This is a genomic window from Nitratireductor sp. OM-1 (genome assembly GCF_003296175.1).
Lineage (GTDB): Bacteria > Pseudomonadota > Alphaproteobacteria > Rhizobiales > Rhizobiaceae > Nitratireductor > Nitratireductor aquimarinus.
Genome location: NZ_CP029209.1, coordinates 486,812 through 501,459, shown reverse-complemented (window position 1 = coordinate 501,459; position 14,648 = coordinate 486,812). Strand labels below are relative to the sequence as shown.

Below are 14,648 nucleotides of genomic sequence, written 5' to 3'. Positions count from 1 at the left end.
GATGCTCGTCAAGCTTCTCTCCGGTGACAAACCCCGCTCGCTGGCGCTGACCCTGATCCTTCTGGCGATCCTCGTCGCGCTGGCGCTTGCCCCGTTCCTGTTTCCCGGCGTGCGGTCTCTGGAAACGGCGGCGCGCATCTGCATCTTCATCGTGCTTGTGGCGAGCTACGACCTGCTTCTGGGCTATACCGGCATTGTGAGCTTTGCCCATACGATGTTCTTCGGGCTTGGCGCTTACGGCGTGGCGCTCGCCTCCATCCATATGGGGCGCGGCTATGACGCGCTCCTGACCGGCACCGTTCTCGGAGCCCTGGCGGCCGCCCTTCTGGCGCTTGTGATCGCCATGTTCTCGCTGCGGGTTCGGGCGATCTTCTTCGCAATGATCACGCTCGCCGTTGCCTCGGCTGTGGCGGTTCTGGTGTCGCAGATGTCCGGTCTGACGGGCGGCGAAGACGGCCTGAACTACATGATCCCGCGCGAGCTGACACCGGCCTTCCGGCTGGGCGAACTGTTCGGCGTGCGCATCAATGGCAAGGTGCTCAACTACTATCTCGTCTTCTTCGCGTCTCTGGGGCTCTTCCTCCTGATGCTGCGGGTCGTCAACTCGCCCTTCGGGCGCGTGCTCAAGGCAATTCGCGAGAATGATTTCCGCGCAGAATCCATCGGCTACAACGTTGTCTGGTACCGCACCATCGCCACATGCCTTTCCGCCGCGACGGCAGCCGTGGCCGGCAGCCTGTTTGCGATCTGGCTGCGCTATGTCGGCCCCGACACGACGCTCTCCTTCGAGATCATGCTCGACATTCTCCTGATGGTGGTGATCGGCGGTATGGGCACCATGTATGGTGCGGTCATCGGGGCGACCATCTTCGTACTGGCGCAAAACTATCTGCAGACGCTGATGGGCGCGGCCTCTGAAGCAACGGGCGGCGTGCCGCTTCTGCCGCAACTGCTGGACCCCGACCGCTGGCTTCTGTGGCTCGGCATCCTCTTCATTCTCAGCGTCTACTTCTTCCCCACCGGCATTGTCGGCAGGCTGCGGGCCGGACGCTGAACGTGACGCGCTCCATCCTGTTCCTGCATGGCTGGACGATGCGCGGAGCCGTGTTCGACCGGCTGATCGCCCGCATCGGCCCGGATTTCGACTGCCATGCGCCCGACATGCCGGGCCATGCCGCAGCCGCCCACCTGCCGCCGACGCTCGATGCCTGCGCGGACATGATCGGCGAGGCGCTCAACGCCCTGCCAGACAGGAAACCGCTGGTGGTGGGCTGGTCGATGGGGGCAGCCGCCGCCTGGCGCTATCTCGCGCGCCATGGCAGCGCCGGGATCGGCGGGCTGGTCACCGTCGACATGAGCACACACATCGTGCCGGCTGCGGACTGGCCGCACGGCCTGAAAGGGCAGACGGCTGAGAGCGTGGCGCAGTCGACCCGGCGCTTCCGCACCGACTGGGATGGCGCAACGCACGGCATCGCCGCCACCATGTTTGCCACACCCGAAGGCGCACCCGGCTTTTCGCGTGAAGACGCGCGCAGCGTGATCCTCAGTCAGGATCCGGAGAAGATGCGCACCATGTGGGATGATCTCGTGGCCATGGATGCGCGCGCACTGGCGCCCGATGTAAACCTGCCATGGCTCGTCTGCTCAGGCGCAAAAAGCCGGGTCTACCCGGCCTCGGCCTCCGACTGGATTGCGCGGACGGCCCCGAACGCGAAGCGCCATGTGTTCGCTGCCTCGGGCCACTCCCCACATCTGGAAGAAGAAGAGGCCTTCGCGCAGGCGATTATCGATTTCGCCGCAGGCCTCAACGCCTGAACCGTCAGGCCCCGACATCCTTTGCCTTGACCAGCGAACGGCCCTCGCAGATCACCGTGCCATCAGGTGCGGTGCAGCGCGCCCATAGATCGACCAGATGCTTTTCCGGCCGAAGACGGGTGATCTCGACTGTCGCCGTCAGTTCGGTGTCGAGCGGCGCCGGTGCCTTGAAAGCCAGTTCCTGCTTGAGATAGTTGGTGCCCGAGCCCGGAAGCTTTACGCCCAGAAGATAGGAAAACAGCGCCGCGATCAGCGGTTCTGGCACCTGGCTTTCCGGGGCCGCGCCGGAAAGCGCTGCATAGGCCGAAAGATCGGCAGCGGAATAGGTGCGGCGCACGGTGGCGCTCTGTCCGGTCTCCATCATGCGATCCTTGCCTCCCCGACAAGCAGTTCTGCGGCGTCTGCAACCCGCACCGCCTTCATTTCAAGCGTTCCCGGCGCGGTTTCACGAACCGTCAGCGCAACCTCCTCACCGGCAAAGGCGGGGTTGGGAAACATCATTGTCTGGCTGACCTGGCGCGCGCCGGGCTCAGCCTTCTGCAACAGGCCCCAGAGCTTGGAATAGATCAGCATGCCGTGGCTGACGGTGCGGCCAAAGCTGGTGCGGGCCGAGAATTCGGGGTCCACATGGATCGCGTTGTCGTCACCCGACACCGCAGCAAAGGCGTCGAACTCCTCCTGGCTGGGCAACCAGTGGGCGGACAGGTCAAGCATCGGTCAAAAACTCTCTGAGATCGGGTTTGCGCACCTTGCCGGCGGCAGTGCGTGGAAAATCCTCAAGCACGCAGAAGCGCACCGGCACCTTGTAACCGGCGAGCCTTTCGCGGCACCACGGCCGCAGCGTCTCGACATCAAGCTCGGCGTCGGGGCGCAGAACCAAAAAGGCGACGCCCACCTCACCCCATTTTTCGTCCGCGCAGCCGACAACGGCCACCTCCAGCACGGCGGGATGCGCGTTGAGCGCGCGCTCGACCTCGGCCGGATAGACGTTTTCGCCACCGGAGACGAACATGTCCTTGATCCGGTCGACGATGAAGTAATAGCCATCCGCGTCGCGCCGCCCCACATCGCCGGTGTGCAGCCAGCCATCGGGCGTGAAGGTCTTTTCGGTCGCTTCCGGGTTCTCGAAATAGCCCGGCGTGATGTTGGGACCGCGCAGCTGGATCTCGCCGGAGCCGGGCGCGCCATCGGGGACGCCTGCAAGGCGCACATCCGTCATCATCTGCGCCCGCCCCACCGAGCCGATCTTCTCGGCAGCGCGGGCGGCATCCATCAGGAACACGGTGGGCCCGGTTTCCGTCATGCCGAAACCGTTCAGCACATAGGCGCCACGTTCGGCGAAGAAGCGGATCAGCGGTTCCGGCAGCGGCGCGCCGCCGCAACCGCAGCGAATGGCGGTCCAGTCGACGTCTTCGATGCCCGGCATGAGCGACAACGCCTGATAGATGGCCGGCACGCCGAATACCTGTGTCAGCTCGCCCGCGCGCAGCATGGCGAGCAGCCTTTCGGCATCGAATTTCGGCAGGACCGTCGAGCTTGCGCCGTTCAGAAAGACCGGCAGCGTGTAGAGATTGATCCCGGCCGTATGGAACAGCGGCAGGAAGTTCACCGAACGATCCTCTGCCGTAAGGCCGATGGCCTGCCCGATATTGATCGCATTCGCCCAGGCCATGCGCGCAGTCTGGATCACCGCCTTGGGCCGTCCGGTCGTGCCCGATGTGAACAGGAGATACCAGGGGCGCGTCGCGGGCACCGCCGCGCGCAGCGCCGGACCACCCTGCGCGATCCAGCCATGAAGCGCATCGTCGAAACCGAACAGCGCCGCGCCGGTCTTCGCGGCCACATCCGCCGCCAGACCGGCATGCATCGCATCATGCAGGATGGCCTTTGCATTCACCGGCTCCAGCGTTTCAACCAGTTCGGGTGCCGGCTGCCGCCAGTTCAGCGGACACAGGATGATGCCTGTCTTCTGGCAGGCGAACAGCGTGAGGAAGAACTCCACCCGGTTCAGACAGAGGATCGCCAGCCGGTCGCCCTCGCCCAATCCGGCCCGGCGCAGCCCATCGGCAATGCCATCGGCTGCGGCATTCACATCCGAAAAGCTCCACGCGCGGCCTGTTTCGGCATCGCGAAAGGCCAGTGCATCGGGTGAAATCTCGGCCCGTTTGCAGGCCATGTCGGGAACGGTCTCGAACATCTCAAGCCTCCTTGCCAAGAAATGCAGCCATCTTCGCCCGTGTCGCCTCAAGCGGGATCAGTGTGCGAAAGGCTTCGGTCTCTGCTGCAAGCCGCGCCTCCACCTGCGCCCGTCTTGCGGCATCCCAGATGAGCGCCTTGCCGGCAAGCGCCATATCGATGTCGAGCGCGGCCAGCCGGGCGAGCGCAGCATTTTCGGGATCAGGGTCGACGGCGCAGGCGAGCCCGCGCGCCATGAGTTCCTCCGCTCCAAACCGCCGGTCGTTCAGGAGCCAGTCCTGTGCGGCACCCGCGCCGATCCGCTCCGGCAGCGTGGCCGTCCAGCCGCCATCAGGCGCAAAGCCCATCACCCCGTAATAGGGCTGCACGAATGCATCCGGAGCCAGAACGGCAAGGTCGGAAGCAAACAGGAAACCGGCGGATCCGCCGGTAATCGCACCCCGGCCAGCCAGAGCGACAATGGCCTTCTGGCCGATCATTCGCAGCACGCAGCGCTGTAAAAGCGGCACGACCCGCTCGGCATAGGCCACCGCCTGCCCGTCGCAGGCCGCTTCCAGAAACCGGCCGACATCGCCGCCAGTGGAAAAATTGCGTCCGCCGCAGATCAGTGCGCGGCGGAGGCCGGTATCCTCGAAATCTTCCTGAGCGGCCTCAATTGCGGCCAGAAAATCCGGCTCCAGCGCATTGGCGCGGGGCGCGGCCAGGGTGATCACGAAACAGTCGCACCCGCCGGGCGCGCTGCGAATTTCAGTTCGGACGAACGAGGGTTCGTGCGAACTCATGGGGCAAGCCCGTGACAGATCATCTTATGCGCCTCCTCAACCACCCGCTCGATGTCGGGTGTCTCCTCCCACAGCACGTAACGGTCTCCGAGCGCCTTGGAGATGCCCATCAGCGCATAGGCCCGCACCTCCGGATCGCCCGCAGAAATCTCGCCGCGCTTCTGCGCCTCGCGCAGGCCAAGCGTGTAGGCCTGCCCGAAATGCCAGAAATAATCCCGATAGGCCTCCGGATCGACGAACCGCGCCTCCTCAACGATCCGGTAGAGCTGCGGCCTTTCGGCGACGAAGCGTAAAAAGGCTTCGAGCCCCGCCCGCTCCGCGCTCAGACGGTCGGGCGCATCGCTGATCGCCTCACCCACGATAGCGCGCGTGATCCGCCCCATCTCCAGCACCAGCTCGCGGAAAACCTGTTCCTTGCTGGTGAAATACACGTAGAATGTGCCGAGCGCCGTATCCGCCAGCCGTGTGATCTCGGCAATGGACGCGGCGGAAAAGCCCTGGTCGCCCATGACCGTCTCGGCTGCTGCAAGGATCTTGGCGCGCCTTATCTGGCCGCGTTTCGTCTTCGGTTCTGCCATGACATACATGAATAATGATTCAGGTTTCAGTTTCAAGCAAAATCCGCACTTGATCCGGCTGCGATTTTCCTCCGTTTGCAGATTTTGAGCCCCAAAAAGCGGAAACCCATACGAAAAACCCGCGCGAAACAGGTCGCGCGGGCTCGTTTCTCTGGAATGCCGATAGAGGGCGTCAGATCACGCCAAGCGCGTCCATGGCTTCTGCAACGCGCACAAAACCGGCGATGTTCGCGCCCAGAACATAGTCGCCGGGCGAGCCGTATTCATCGGCGGTTTCGGCACAGGTGTCATGGATATGCGCCATGATCTCGGCCAGGCGCTCTTCCGTGCGCTCGAAGGTCCAGCTGGCACGCGATGCGTTCTGCTGCATTTCCAGCGCCGAGGTGGCGACGCCGCCTGCATTGGCCGCCTTGCCCGGGGCGAACAGGATGCCGGCTTCCTGGAACACGCGCACGGCCTCCGGCGTCGACGGCATGTTTGCGCCTTCGCCAACGGCGATGAGGCCGTTCTTCACCAGCGTCTGCGCGTCCTTGCCGGTCAGCTCGTTCTGCGTGGCCGAAGGCATGGCGACATCGCAGGGCACATCCCAGATGGACCCCTTCTCGACAAAGTGCGCGCCGGCCCCCTTGAGCTTCACATATTCCGAGATACGGCCGCGACGCTTCTGCTTGATCTCCTTGACCAGATCGAGGTCGATGCCGTTTTCATCGACGATGTAGCCGCCTGAATCCGAACAGGACACGATGAGACCGCCGAACTCGATGATTTTTTCCATCGCGTAGGTGGCCACATTGCCCGAACCGGAAACGCTGACGCGCTTGCCTTCGAAATCCATCTTGCGGGTGCGCAGCATGCGGTCGACGAAATAGGCCGCGCCGTAACCGGTCGCTTCCTTGCGCGCCTGCGAGCCGCCATAGGAAAGCGCCTTGCCGGTCAGAACGCCGGCCTCATAGCGGTTGGTGAGACGCTTGTACTGGCCGAACAGATAGCCGATCTCGCGACCGCCGACACCGATGTCGCCGGCCGGCACGTCGGTGTACTCACCGATATGACGGTGCAACTCGGTCATGAAGGACTGGCAGAAGCGCATCACTTCCGCATCCGAACGACCGCGCGGATTGAAGTCCGAACCGCCCTTGCCGCCGCCGATCGGAAGACCGGTCAGTGCGTTCTTGAAGATCTGCTCGAAGCCAAGAAACTTGACGATGCCGAGATTGACGGTGGGATGAAAGCGGATACCGCCCTTGTAGGGGCCGAGTGCGGAGTTGAACTGAACCCGGAAGCCGCGGGAGATCTGCACGTTGCCGGCATCATCGACCCATGGAACGCGGAAAATGATCTGGCGTTCCGGTTCGCAGATGCGCTCAATCAGCGCGTTGTCGGCATATTCCGGGTGTTTCGCGATCACCCGGCCAATGCTCTGGAGAACTTCCACCACTGCCTGGTGAAATTCCGTTTCTCCTGCGCTACGGCGTAATACGTCTGCAAGAATAGGCTCAAGTTTTTCGTCAACCGTACTCAAAAATTCATCCCTTTTCATTTCCCCCGACGCAAAAACCGCGTCGCCGTTTTACTCAAAGCATTGACGATGAAAGACCCCGCACACGCTGGCGCGGCATCGTCCCTCATCGAGAAAGAGAATTCTGTAGACCTGCCCCGGAAAAGCAGTATCGAAGCGAACTCGACTGGAGAAATATTCGCTTATCCGCCATCCGACAAGGCGAATTTGAATTTCAACCAATGCGTGTTGGATTTCCACACTCTGAGCATTTGGAAGTGGATGAACATGTTTTGAGCGCCGCAGAACGCCGCGACGCCCGGGATTGCGGCCTTCCGGCCGCGCGAACGCAGACTAGCCCCTTGCGCCCTGAGGAAGGGCAGCGCCGAGTTCCTCGGCCAGATCCGCCAGAAAACGGCGCAGCACATCGGCGCGCCGGTCCGCGAGCTGACGCCCCATGGAGGTCTGCATCGTCTCGGGAAGGCGCAGCAGCTTCACCTCGAAATGATCCACCGAGTAGCGCTTGTCATCGAGCGGGCGATTGACGGCAAAGGGGTCTTCTCCGTCGAACAGGCTGGAGCCGAGCTGGCCGGAAATGGCGAAGGTGCGCGCAAGGCCGATGGCCCCCAGCGCCTCGAGACGGTCTGCATCCTGCAGCGCCTTCGCTTCCAGCGTTTCCGGCGCAATGCCCGCCGAGAAACTGTGCGCCACGATGGCGTGACATGCAGCCTCGCGTTCAGCCTCGTCAAAGCCCAGTGATTCGAGAATGGGGCGCGCGGCCTCGGCTGACAGGGTGGAGGCCCGCGCGCGATCCGGGTGGTTCTTCGGCAGGTTGATCCAGTCATGGAGATAGGCTGCGGCGATGATCACGCGCTGATTGCCGCCGCCTTCCCCCGCAGCGATCTCAAGAGCAGAACGCATCACGCGGCGCGCATGGTTGATGTCGTGGCTGTTGTCGCTGCTGTCGTCATGCGCCTCGAAGGCAGCTTCGAGGTCAGCGATCAGTTTGCTATGCGGCATGAAACTCGTTCTCTTTTCAGGCATTCAGAATATGTCCGGCGGCGTCCGCCAGACTGTCGAAAACGGGCGCGCCCGTTGCAAGCAGCGCATCCCGCCCCTGCATGCCGGTCGTCACCAGCGCGGTCCTGACGCCGAGCGGCGCAGCCGCCGCGAAGTCGTCAACCGTGTCGCCGATCAGCCAGCACGCTCGCGGGTTCACATCAAGCGTCTCGCAATGACGTTCAAGGCTCTCCCGCTTGGTCGGGTGTCCGGTTCCCGTAAACCCCTGCACCAGCGTGAAATGGCTCCCAAGGCCGTGATGCTCGATCAGTTGTTCGATCTGGCCATGCGGCGCCATGGACAGAAGCGACTGGTTGGCGCGTTCTGCCAGTGTGGAGAGCGCGTCCAGCGCATCGATGGCGAGCGGAAGTCCGTGCATCGCCGGATCGTAATTGCGCTCATAAGCCTCGCCAAGATGGCGAAGCTCGTCTGGACGCGCAGTCCGCCCCAGAAGCGCACTGAAATACTCCGACAGCGGACGCCGGTAATGCTCCCGCACCATTTCGGGCGTCACGCCCGGCCGCCCAAGCTCTGCAAGGGCATCGGCGGTGATTTGCGCCGTGATGGCAAAATCGTCCAGCAGAGTGCCATTCCAGTCCCAGATCACGTGGTTGTTTTTCATACTGCACCCGCCACGCGTTTTCCTGTCTCATCGAAATAGTGAAGCGCCCCGGCCGGAATGTGGAGTTCGAGCCGATCGTCCGGCCGCACCACTTCTTTCAGCCGGGCGCGCAGCGCAAGCCCGCCGCATTCCATATGAACGAGGCGTTCCGAGCCCATCAGTTCCGAACGCCTGACGGTGACCGGCAATGTGGCCTTCTCGCCGTCCACCGGTCCCAGTTGCACGTCTTCGGCGCGGAAGCCCAGGCGGAACATTGGCGAGAGCGGGGCCTTCGGCAGCCCGTCCAGCCGCACCGCGCCCGATGTGACGAACACCCTGTCTTCGGAACGCGTCACATCGACAAGGTTCATGGAGCCAAGAAAATCAGCGACAAAGGTGTTTGCTGGGCTCGTGAAAATGTCTTCCGGCGCGCCCTGCTGCTCAATGCGGCCATCGCGCATGACGATCAGATGGTCGGCAAGCGCAAGCGCTTCCGTCTGGTCGTGGGTCACATAGACGGTGGTGGAGCCAATCTGGCGCTGCAACGCGCCCAGTTCCGCCCGCATCTCGATCCGCAGCTTGGTGTCCAGATTGGACAGCGGCTCATCCATCAGCAGAACCGCCGGGCCGCGCACGATGGCGCGCGCAATGCCGACACGCTGCCGCTGGCCGCCGGAAAGTTGCGCCGGGTAGCGGTCAAGATATGGCTCCATGCGCGTCAATGCGGCTGCAGCCCTGACCCGCGTGCGAATGCTCTGCGCATCAAGCCGCGCCATGCGCAGCGGAAAAGCGATGTTCTCGAACACCGTCTTGGTCGGGTAGAGCGCATAGTTCTGGAACACCATGGCCACGCCGCGATGCTGGGAATCCACCTGCGTGACATCCTGCTTACCGAACAGAATGCTGCCCGATGTGGGCGTTTCAAGCCCGCTCAGGCAGCGCAGCAGTGTCGTTTTCCCGCAACCCGAGGGGCCGACGATGATCGTGATGCCGCCCGCCGGGCAGTCGATATCGAGACTGGAGAAAACCGGACGCTCCGCGCCCGGCCAGTGCTTTGTGAGATTGCGAACCGCGACGGGCATGGGGTTCTCCCCCATGCCCTGCGGGCCTGCTTTCCGGGCCGATCCGTTGCGCGCGATCATTGGGCTTCGTTCAGCTCGTTCATGATGTCGGCAAGGCGGCTCATGCCCTCCTGCGGTTCGACAGCGCCGGTCAGGATCTGGTGCTGGATATCGCCGAAATTGCTCTGGAACTCATTGTTGGCGCGGCCCGGCAGCGTATACCAGGGGCGGTTTTCCTGGCCGTTCAGAGCCATGAGCGCTGGGTTTTTGGCATAGAAATCGCCGAGCAGTTCCGGCGTCTGCGCCGCAGTGACATTGATCGGCGAAGAGGCCGTCGCCTTCACCGTAGCGGCAACGCTCTCGGGCGCAACGAGCGAGAGGAGCGCCTTGCAGGTGGCTTTCTGACGCTCCGGGTCCGTCGCGAGCATCACGAAACCATTGCCGGAAGCCGCCGTCAGCGCCTCCTCGCCGTCACGGGCCGGCATCGGCGCAACCGCCAGATCGAACGCGATGTTGCTGGAGACGTTGTTATAGGCGGAGGACGAGCTCAGAAGCATCGCCACTTCGCCGGACTGGAACATGCGCGAAGCCTCACCCCAGAAGGTCGAGGGTGCGAGCGCGGGCATCTGCTGCTTCTCGACGAGGCCCCGCATGAACGCCATCAGCTCGACCGAAGCCTTGCTGGCAACGCCGGACCGGCCCTCGCCATCGACCATCTCGCCGCCCGACGAGAGAAGCTGGCTCTCATAGACATAGGTGTTCGGCATGTACATCAGCACGCCGAAACGGTTGCCGGAACCATCGCTCAGCCTGGCGGCAGCGGCCTCAAGCTCGCTCCAGTTGCGCGGCGGGTTCTGCGGGTCGAGGCCTGCGGCCTCAAATGCATCCGCGTTCACGAACAGCGCAGGCAGGGTGACATACCAGGGCATGGCATAGAGCTTACCGTCGACACGAAAATTGTCGACCAGCCCCTTGTCGAGCTGCGCCGCGAGCTCAGGAGCCGAGGCGAGGCATTCGTCCAGCGGCTGCGCGCGGCCGGAATCCACATAGGCCCGCAACACAGCCCCGGTCACGCGAACCGCATCCGGAGCGGAGCCGGCAACGATGTCGGCCAGAACCTTCTGCGTGGTGTCGAGATCGGACTGGTTGTCGAGTTCCAGATTGACCGAAACATCCTCCTGGCCGGCGTTGAAGGCCTCGAAGACCTGTTTCAGAACCGCGCCGTTCTGTTTTTCCTGACCGGAGACCAGCCGCAGCTCGGTCTGGGCGAGTGCAGGCGTCGCGCTGATCATGGCGAGAAGTGCGGTGGTGGTGAGAAGGCGTTTCATGAATTGGCTCCAGATGTGATGTGAGATGATGTCAGTCGACCTGCCCGGAGGTCATCGCGATGCCGGCGATGAGCTGCCGCTGGGCGATGAGGAAACCGACGAGAAGAGGCAGGACGGTCAGGGTTGCAGCCGCCATTTGCGGCCCGTAATCCGCACCAAGCTCCTGATCGAGAAACTTGACGATGCCGAAGGGAACCGTGGCGGCGAAATCATTGCGCAGCACGAAGGACGGCCAGAAATAGTCGTTCCAGTGCGACACGAAACTGAGAATGCCGAAGGTGACGATGGCCGGCCGCGCCATCGGGAAGACGATGTGTACCAGCGTGCGCAGCGAGGACGCGCCATCGAGCCGCGCCGATTCGAAAACCGATTGCGGGATCGACAAAAAGAACTGCCGCAGCAGAAAAACGCTGAAGGCAGAACCGATGAACGGCAGGATGAGCGCGCCATGCGTGTTGATCATGCCAAAGCGCGACAGAAGCACGTAAATCGGAATGGCCGTGGCGTGATAGGGAACCATCATCGCGGCCAGCACCAGCCACAATCCGACTTCGCGCCCGGAAAAGCGCAGCCGCGACAGCGCATAGGCTGCGGGAACGCAGACGATCACCTGCCCGACGAAGATCGCCGTCACCACGAAAATGCCGTTCAGATAATAGCGAAGCAGCGGCACTTCCGCGAAAACGCGGCGATAGTTCTCGAGGCTGAAATCGCTAAGCGCCAGAATGTTCCCGGCAAAGACCTGATCCGGCGCGGTGAACGAGGTGCGCAGCATCAGCCAGAAGGGCAGCAGCATGAAAACCGCGCCTGCAGCGAGCGCCAGATGGGTGCCGCCTGCAACAAGGCGGGCGCGGGTCGTGTCGATTGATTGGGTCATCGCGTTCCAGCCTTCTCGAGCCGTGCGGTCATGATGCGCTGGAGCGCGGTTGCGGCGATGGCGAGCGCCAGAAGAACGAGCGTGACCACCGATCCCCCGCCGATGTCAAAGAAGTAGATGCCCCGTTCCCACATGAGGTGGGCGAGCATCTGGCTGCTGCGCGAAGGGCCGCCGCCGGTCATGGTCGAAACCGTGTCGAACACCCGCAGCGCATTGACTGAAGTGATGATGCCGACAAACACCGTGGTCGGGCCGATGGCAGGCCAGGTGACGTGCCAGAAGCGGTGCCATGCACCCGCGCCATCCACCCGCGCGGCGTCGATCTGGTGGCGCGGCACGGAGGCAAGCGCCGCGAGATAAAGAACGACGACAAAGCCGATCTGCTGCCAGTTGCCGACAATGGCGACCGCCGGCAGGGAAAGCACGGGCGAGTTCAGCCAGTCGACCAGGCCGGTCATCTGACCAAGCGTCTGGTCGACGATGCCGCGACGCCCGACGAACATCCAGCGCCACACGATCGACATGGCAACCAGCGTGGCCGCGACCGGAAGGAAGTAGACCGCCTGCCAGAATGCGCGCCCGCGCCGCAGACTGTTGATCGCGAGCGCGATCAAAAGGCCGAGGATCATCGATGGCGGCACGGTCAGGAGAATGTAGGTGAAGGTGACGCGCAGGCTGTTGAGCACCTCGCCGCGCGCGGCAGCCCGGGTGAAATTCTCGAATCCGACGAAGCGAATGGTGCCGGCCAGAATATCCACGTCGAAGAAGGCGAGCAGCAGCGTCAAGAGACAGGGCAGGATCGCAAAGACGAACAGGAGCAACATCAGCGGACCGACCAGCAGATAGGGCGCGATGCGCTGCCCTATGCCTGTGGGCGCTGCCGGAATGGGCGTGAGAACCGCTGCGGGAGAAACGGTCACAGGCGATACTCACGCGTTTCGAAGGCGAGATGGATTGCACCGCTGAAATGCTGCGCTGCCGCGGCGCGCGCGCTCGGCCCGTCTTCAGGCGCTGCGAGATGGCAGAGCACCAGTTCGCGCACCCCTGCGAGAGCGGCCAGCCTGCCCGCCTCGGCAGGGCTCATATGCGCGCCGCCGGCAAGCGGGCCGGACATATGCGCATCCACCAGAAAAAGATCGGCGGAAGCGGCGAAACCCACCAGAGTGGGGTCAAAGAGCGCATCTGCCGAGTAGACGATGCGCGCGCCGTCCTTCTCGATCCGCATCGCGGCCGTCGGCGCATTGTGATCCACCGCATGCGTCTCGATCTGGTTCGCTCCAAGCCTGAGCGTGTCTCCGATGGCATACTCACGAACATCGAAAACCGTCAGAAGCCAGTCGTGCCGCTCCTGAACCGAGGCGGCAAGCGCCCGCTTTCCGGGTTCGTCCACATCGCTCGGGAACTGCCAGTTGCGGTGACCGAACAGGTCGGAGAACCGCTGAAGAAACTGCAAACCGCCCTGCGGAATGCAAAGGGGCAGCGGCGTGGTGCGCCCATCCACGAGCCATTCGGCCAGAAGCGCATAGGCAAGCGGCACGAGATCCAGAACGTGATCGGGATGCAGATGGCTGATGACCACTCCATCCAGCCCGCAATGCCGGCCATCGGCAAGCAGAGCGGTTGCGATGCCGGGACCACAATCGAGAAGGATGTTTTCCTGATCGGCCGTAACCAGATAGCCCGAACAGGGAAGCCCCCGCACGGGATACCCACCCGACGAACCCAGAACTTTTAGAGCAAGTGACACAAAAACCGCCTGAACCGAAACGCGATGGCGGCGACGGTTAAGTCGGCTGCATTTCACCTGCATGACAGTTCAATTCGAATGTCATCCGACTGATAGATAAAACCTATAGGCGGGGTGCCGTGATCAAACGCGAAAGTGTCAGGGCATGTCCGGCAATCCCATCGAACCGTCCATTCTGCGCCGCATGCGCAATGTGAGCCTGCGCCAGCTCATCTATTTCGATGAACTGGCCCGCCTGAGCGGCTTCAACCGCGCGGCAAAGTCGCTCGCCATCAGCCAGCCCACGCTGAGCCAGCAGATTTCGCAGCTTGAAACGACACTGGGCGTGCGTCTGGTCGAGCGCGGCAACCGGCTGCTGAGGCTGACGCCGGAAGGGCAGTTTCTGCTTGGACAGGCGCAGCGGGTGCTCGACATTTTCGGTGACGCCATCGAAACGCTCGAAGGGCGGCGCAATGCGCGGGAGCTCAAGATAGGCATCCCCAATTACATGTCCTATCCGGCAACCACCCAATTGCTGCAACGGTTTCGCAAAAGCCATCCGGCAAGCGATTTCTTCCTCACCGAACTTGCCGCCGAAGAGCTGAGCCAGAAGCTGAACGAAGGTGAGCTGGACGCTGCCTTCCTGACCATTCCGACGCCGCCGCGCCTGTCGGAGGATCTGGAGAGCATCACCGTCTGGAAGGCCCCCTATCTGATCTGCCTTTCACGGCACCATCCGCTCGCCGCAAAGCCGTCTCTCAGCGGCGAGGATCTGGCGCATCTGGAGATAATTCTCGCGCCGCGAAACTATCACCGCGCGCATTACGATTATCAGATGGCCGGCCTTCATGCGCTGGGCTTCACGCCGCGCATCGTCCACACCCAGGTCAGCACCGCGCAGTCCCAGATGGCGCTTGCAACGGCGGGTGTCGGCGTCTGCCTGATCTCGCCGGACACGCTCTCCATGAGCCCCGAACTGGTTCTGAAGCCCACCGAGCCGGCGCTGCCAGACCACGAGCTCGCGCTTTTCTGGTCGCCGGCGAACCAGAACCCGCTGCTCAGGGAGTTCTGCAATTGTGCCCGGCGTTTCGGCTAGGCACCTCCCCCGATTTACCCCGCCCGGC

16 protein-coding genes are annotated in these 14,648 nt (G+C 63.1%); 3 read left to right on the top strand and 13 right to left on the bottom strand.

Annotated features, from left to right (window positions below):
- Position 1: 1 nt before the first annotated feature.
- Both DEJ54_RS21445 and DEJ54_RS21440 read left to right on the top strand, forming a co-directional pair.
- Complete coding sequence (locus tag DEJ54_RS21445) at positions 2 to 1,054, top strand: branched-chain amino acid ABC transporter permease (protein WP_113156785.1); 1,053 nt, start codon at positions 2 to 4, stop codon at positions 1,052 to 1,054.
- A gap of 2 nt (positions 1,055 to 1,056) precedes the next feature.
- A complete protein-coding gene (locus tag DEJ54_RS21440) occupies positions 1,057 to 1,818 on the top strand; it encodes an alpha/beta fold hydrolase (RefSeq protein WP_113156784.1) in 762 nt (253 codons plus the stop codon).
- Positions 1,819 to 1,822: 4 nt separating this feature from the next.
- Here the strand turns inward: DEJ54_RS21440 and DEJ54_RS21435 are convergent, their stop codons facing one another.
- From DEJ54_RS21435 to DEJ54_RS21370, 13 genes are all read right to left on the bottom strand, one after another.
- Positions 1,823 to 2,182 carry a phosphate acetyltransferase gene (locus tag DEJ54_RS21435; RefSeq protein WP_113156783.1) on the bottom strand — a complete coding sequence of 120 codons (360 nt, stop codon included), beginning with the start codon at positions 2,180 to 2,182 and terminating at the stop codon, positions 1,823 to 1,825.
- On the bottom strand, positions 2,179 to 2,532 hold the full coding sequence (locus tag DEJ54_RS21430) for a MaoC/PaaZ C-terminal domain-containing protein (RefSeq protein ID WP_113156782.1): 354 nt from the start codon (positions 2,530 to 2,532) through the stop codon (positions 2,179 to 2,181). Before DEJ54_RS21430 ends, DEJ54_RS21435 begins: the two co-directional genes overlap by 4 nt.
- On the bottom strand, positions 2,525 to 4,015 hold the full coding sequence (locus DEJ54_RS21425) for a class I adenylate-forming enzyme family protein (RefSeq protein ID WP_113156781.1): 1,491 nt from the start codon (positions 4,013 to 4,015) through the stop codon (positions 2,525 to 2,527). Before DEJ54_RS21425 ends, DEJ54_RS21430 begins: the two co-directional genes overlap by 8 nt.
- Before the next feature lies 1 nt (position 4,016).
- On the bottom strand, positions 4,017 to 4,796 hold the full coding sequence (locus tag DEJ54_RS21420; RefSeq protein ID WP_113156780.1) for an enoyl-CoA hydratase/isomerase family protein: 780 nt from the start codon (positions 4,794 to 4,796) through the stop codon (positions 4,017 to 4,019).
- A complete protein-coding gene (locus DEJ54_RS21415) occupies positions 4,793 to 5,383 on the bottom strand; it encodes a TetR/AcrR family transcriptional regulator (protein ID WP_113156779.1) in 591 nt (196 codons plus the stop codon). Before DEJ54_RS21415 ends, DEJ54_RS21420 begins: the two co-directional genes overlap by 4 nt.
- Positions 5,384 to 5,546: 163 nt before the next feature.
- Positions 5,547 to 6,914: an NADP-specific glutamate dehydrogenase gene (gene gdhA / locus DEJ54_RS21410; protein ID WP_113156778.1), complete on the bottom strand. Its 1,368-nt coding sequence runs from the start codon at positions 6,912 to 6,914 to the stop codon at positions 5,547 to 5,549.
- A gap of 312 nt (positions 6,915 to 7,226) precedes the next feature.
- Positions 7,227 to 7,892, bottom strand: coding sequence for an HD domain-containing protein (locus DEJ54_RS21400; protein WP_113156776.1), 666 nt, complete (start codon positions 7,890 to 7,892; stop codon positions 7,227 to 7,229).
- Between the two features lie 16 nt (positions 7,893 to 7,908).
- Positions 7,909 to 8,553, bottom strand: coding sequence for an HAD family hydrolase (locus DEJ54_RS21395; RefSeq protein WP_113156775.1), 645 nt, complete (start codon positions 8,551 to 8,553; stop codon positions 7,909 to 7,911).
- The gene (locus tag DEJ54_RS21390; protein WP_245447820.1) at positions 8,550 to 9,674 is read right to left on the bottom strand and encodes an ABC transporter ATP-binding protein; all 1,125 of its coding nucleotides are present in this window, start codon (positions 9,672 to 9,674) and stop codon (positions 8,550 to 8,552) included. Before DEJ54_RS21390 ends, DEJ54_RS21395 begins: the two co-directional genes overlap by 4 nt.
- Entirely contained in the window at positions 9,671 to 10,921 is a 1,251-nt protein-coding gene (locus tag DEJ54_RS21385) for an ABC transporter substrate-binding protein (RefSeq protein WP_113156774.1), read from the bottom strand. The genes DEJ54_RS21390 and DEJ54_RS21385 overlap by 4 nt, the downstream gene beginning before the upstream one ends.
- Before the next feature lie 31 nt (positions 10,922 to 10,952).
- Positions 10,953 to 11,798 carry a carbohydrate ABC transporter permease gene (locus DEJ54_RS21380; RefSeq protein WP_113156773.1) on the bottom strand — a complete coding sequence of 282 codons (846 nt, stop codon included), beginning with the start codon at positions 11,796 to 11,798 and terminating at the stop codon, positions 10,953 to 10,955.
- The gene (locus DEJ54_RS21375; protein ID WP_113156772.1) at positions 11,795 to 12,718 is read right to left on the bottom strand and encodes a carbohydrate ABC transporter permease; all 924 of its coding nucleotides are present in this window, start codon (positions 12,716 to 12,718) and stop codon (positions 11,795 to 11,797) included. The genes DEJ54_RS21380 and DEJ54_RS21375 overlap by 4 nt, the downstream gene beginning before the upstream one ends.
- A complete protein-coding gene (locus DEJ54_RS21370; RefSeq protein ID WP_162742426.1) occupies positions 12,715 to 13,545 on the bottom strand; it encodes an MBL fold metallo-hydrolase in 831 nt (276 codons plus the stop codon). Before DEJ54_RS21370 ends, DEJ54_RS21375 begins: the two co-directional genes overlap by 4 nt.
- A gap of 145 nt (positions 13,546 to 13,690) precedes the next feature.
- On the opposite strand from DEJ54_RS21370, the gene DEJ54_RS21365 reads away from it, so the two are divergent.
- On the top strand, positions 13,691 to 14,620 hold the full coding sequence (locus tag DEJ54_RS21365; RefSeq protein WP_113156770.1) for a LysR family transcriptional regulator: 930 nt from the start codon (positions 13,691 to 13,693) through the stop codon (positions 14,618 to 14,620).
- The last annotated feature ends 28 nt before the right edge of the window (positions 14,621 to 14,648 follow it).

Excerpts from the sequence above, each read along its gene's own strand:
- DEJ54_RS21445 (WP_113156785.1), top strand. The coding sequence starts at position 2 with ATGCTCGTCAAGCTTCTCTCCGGTGACAAACCCCGCTCGCTGGCGCTG.
- DEJ54_RS21435 (WP_113156783.1), bottom strand. The coding sequence starts at position 2,182 with ATGATGGAGACCGGACAGAGCGCCACCGTGCGCCGCACCTATTCCGCT.
- DEJ54_RS21430 (WP_113156782.1), bottom strand. The coding sequence starts at position 2,532 with ATGCTTGACCTGTCCGCCCACTGGTTGCCCAGCCAGGAGGAGTTCGAC.
- DEJ54_RS21425 (WP_113156781.1), bottom strand. The coding sequence starts at position 4,015 with ATGTTCGAGACCGTTCCCGACATGGCCTGCAAACGGGCCGAGATTTCA.
- DEJ54_RS21420 (WP_113156780.1), bottom strand. The coding sequence starts at position 4,796 with ATGAGTTCGCACGAACCCTCGTTCGTCCGAACTGAAATTCGCAGCGCG.
- DEJ54_RS21415 (WP_113156779.1), bottom strand. The coding sequence starts at position 5,383 with ATGTATGTCATGGCAGAACCGAAGACGAAACGCGGCCAGATAAGGCGC.
- gdhA (WP_113156778.1), bottom strand. The coding sequence starts at position 6,914 with ATGAAAAGGGATGAATTTTTGAGTACGGTTGACGAAAAACTTGAGCCT.
- DEJ54_RS21400 (WP_113156776.1), bottom strand. The coding sequence starts at position 7,892 with ATGCCGCATAGCAAACTGATCGCTGACCTCGAAGCTGCCTTCGAGGCG.
- DEJ54_RS21395 (WP_113156775.1), bottom strand. The coding sequence starts at position 8,553 with ATGAAAAACAACCACGTGATCTGGGACTGGAATGGCACTCTGCTGGAC.
- DEJ54_RS21390 (WP_245447820.1), bottom strand. The coding sequence starts at position 9,674 with ATGATCGCGCGCAACGGATCGGCCCGGAAAGCAGGCCCGCAGGGCATG.
- DEJ54_RS21385 (WP_113156774.1), bottom strand. The coding sequence starts at position 10,921 with ATGAAACGCCTTCTCACCACCACCGCACTTCTCGCCATGATCAGCGCG.
- DEJ54_RS21380 (WP_113156773.1), bottom strand. The coding sequence starts at position 11,798 with ATGACCCAATCAATCGACACGACCCGCGCCCGCCTTGTTGCAGGCGGC.
- DEJ54_RS21365 (WP_113156770.1), top strand. The coding sequence starts at position 13,691 with ATGTCCGGCAATCCCATCGAACCGTCCATTCTGCGCCGCATGCGCAAT.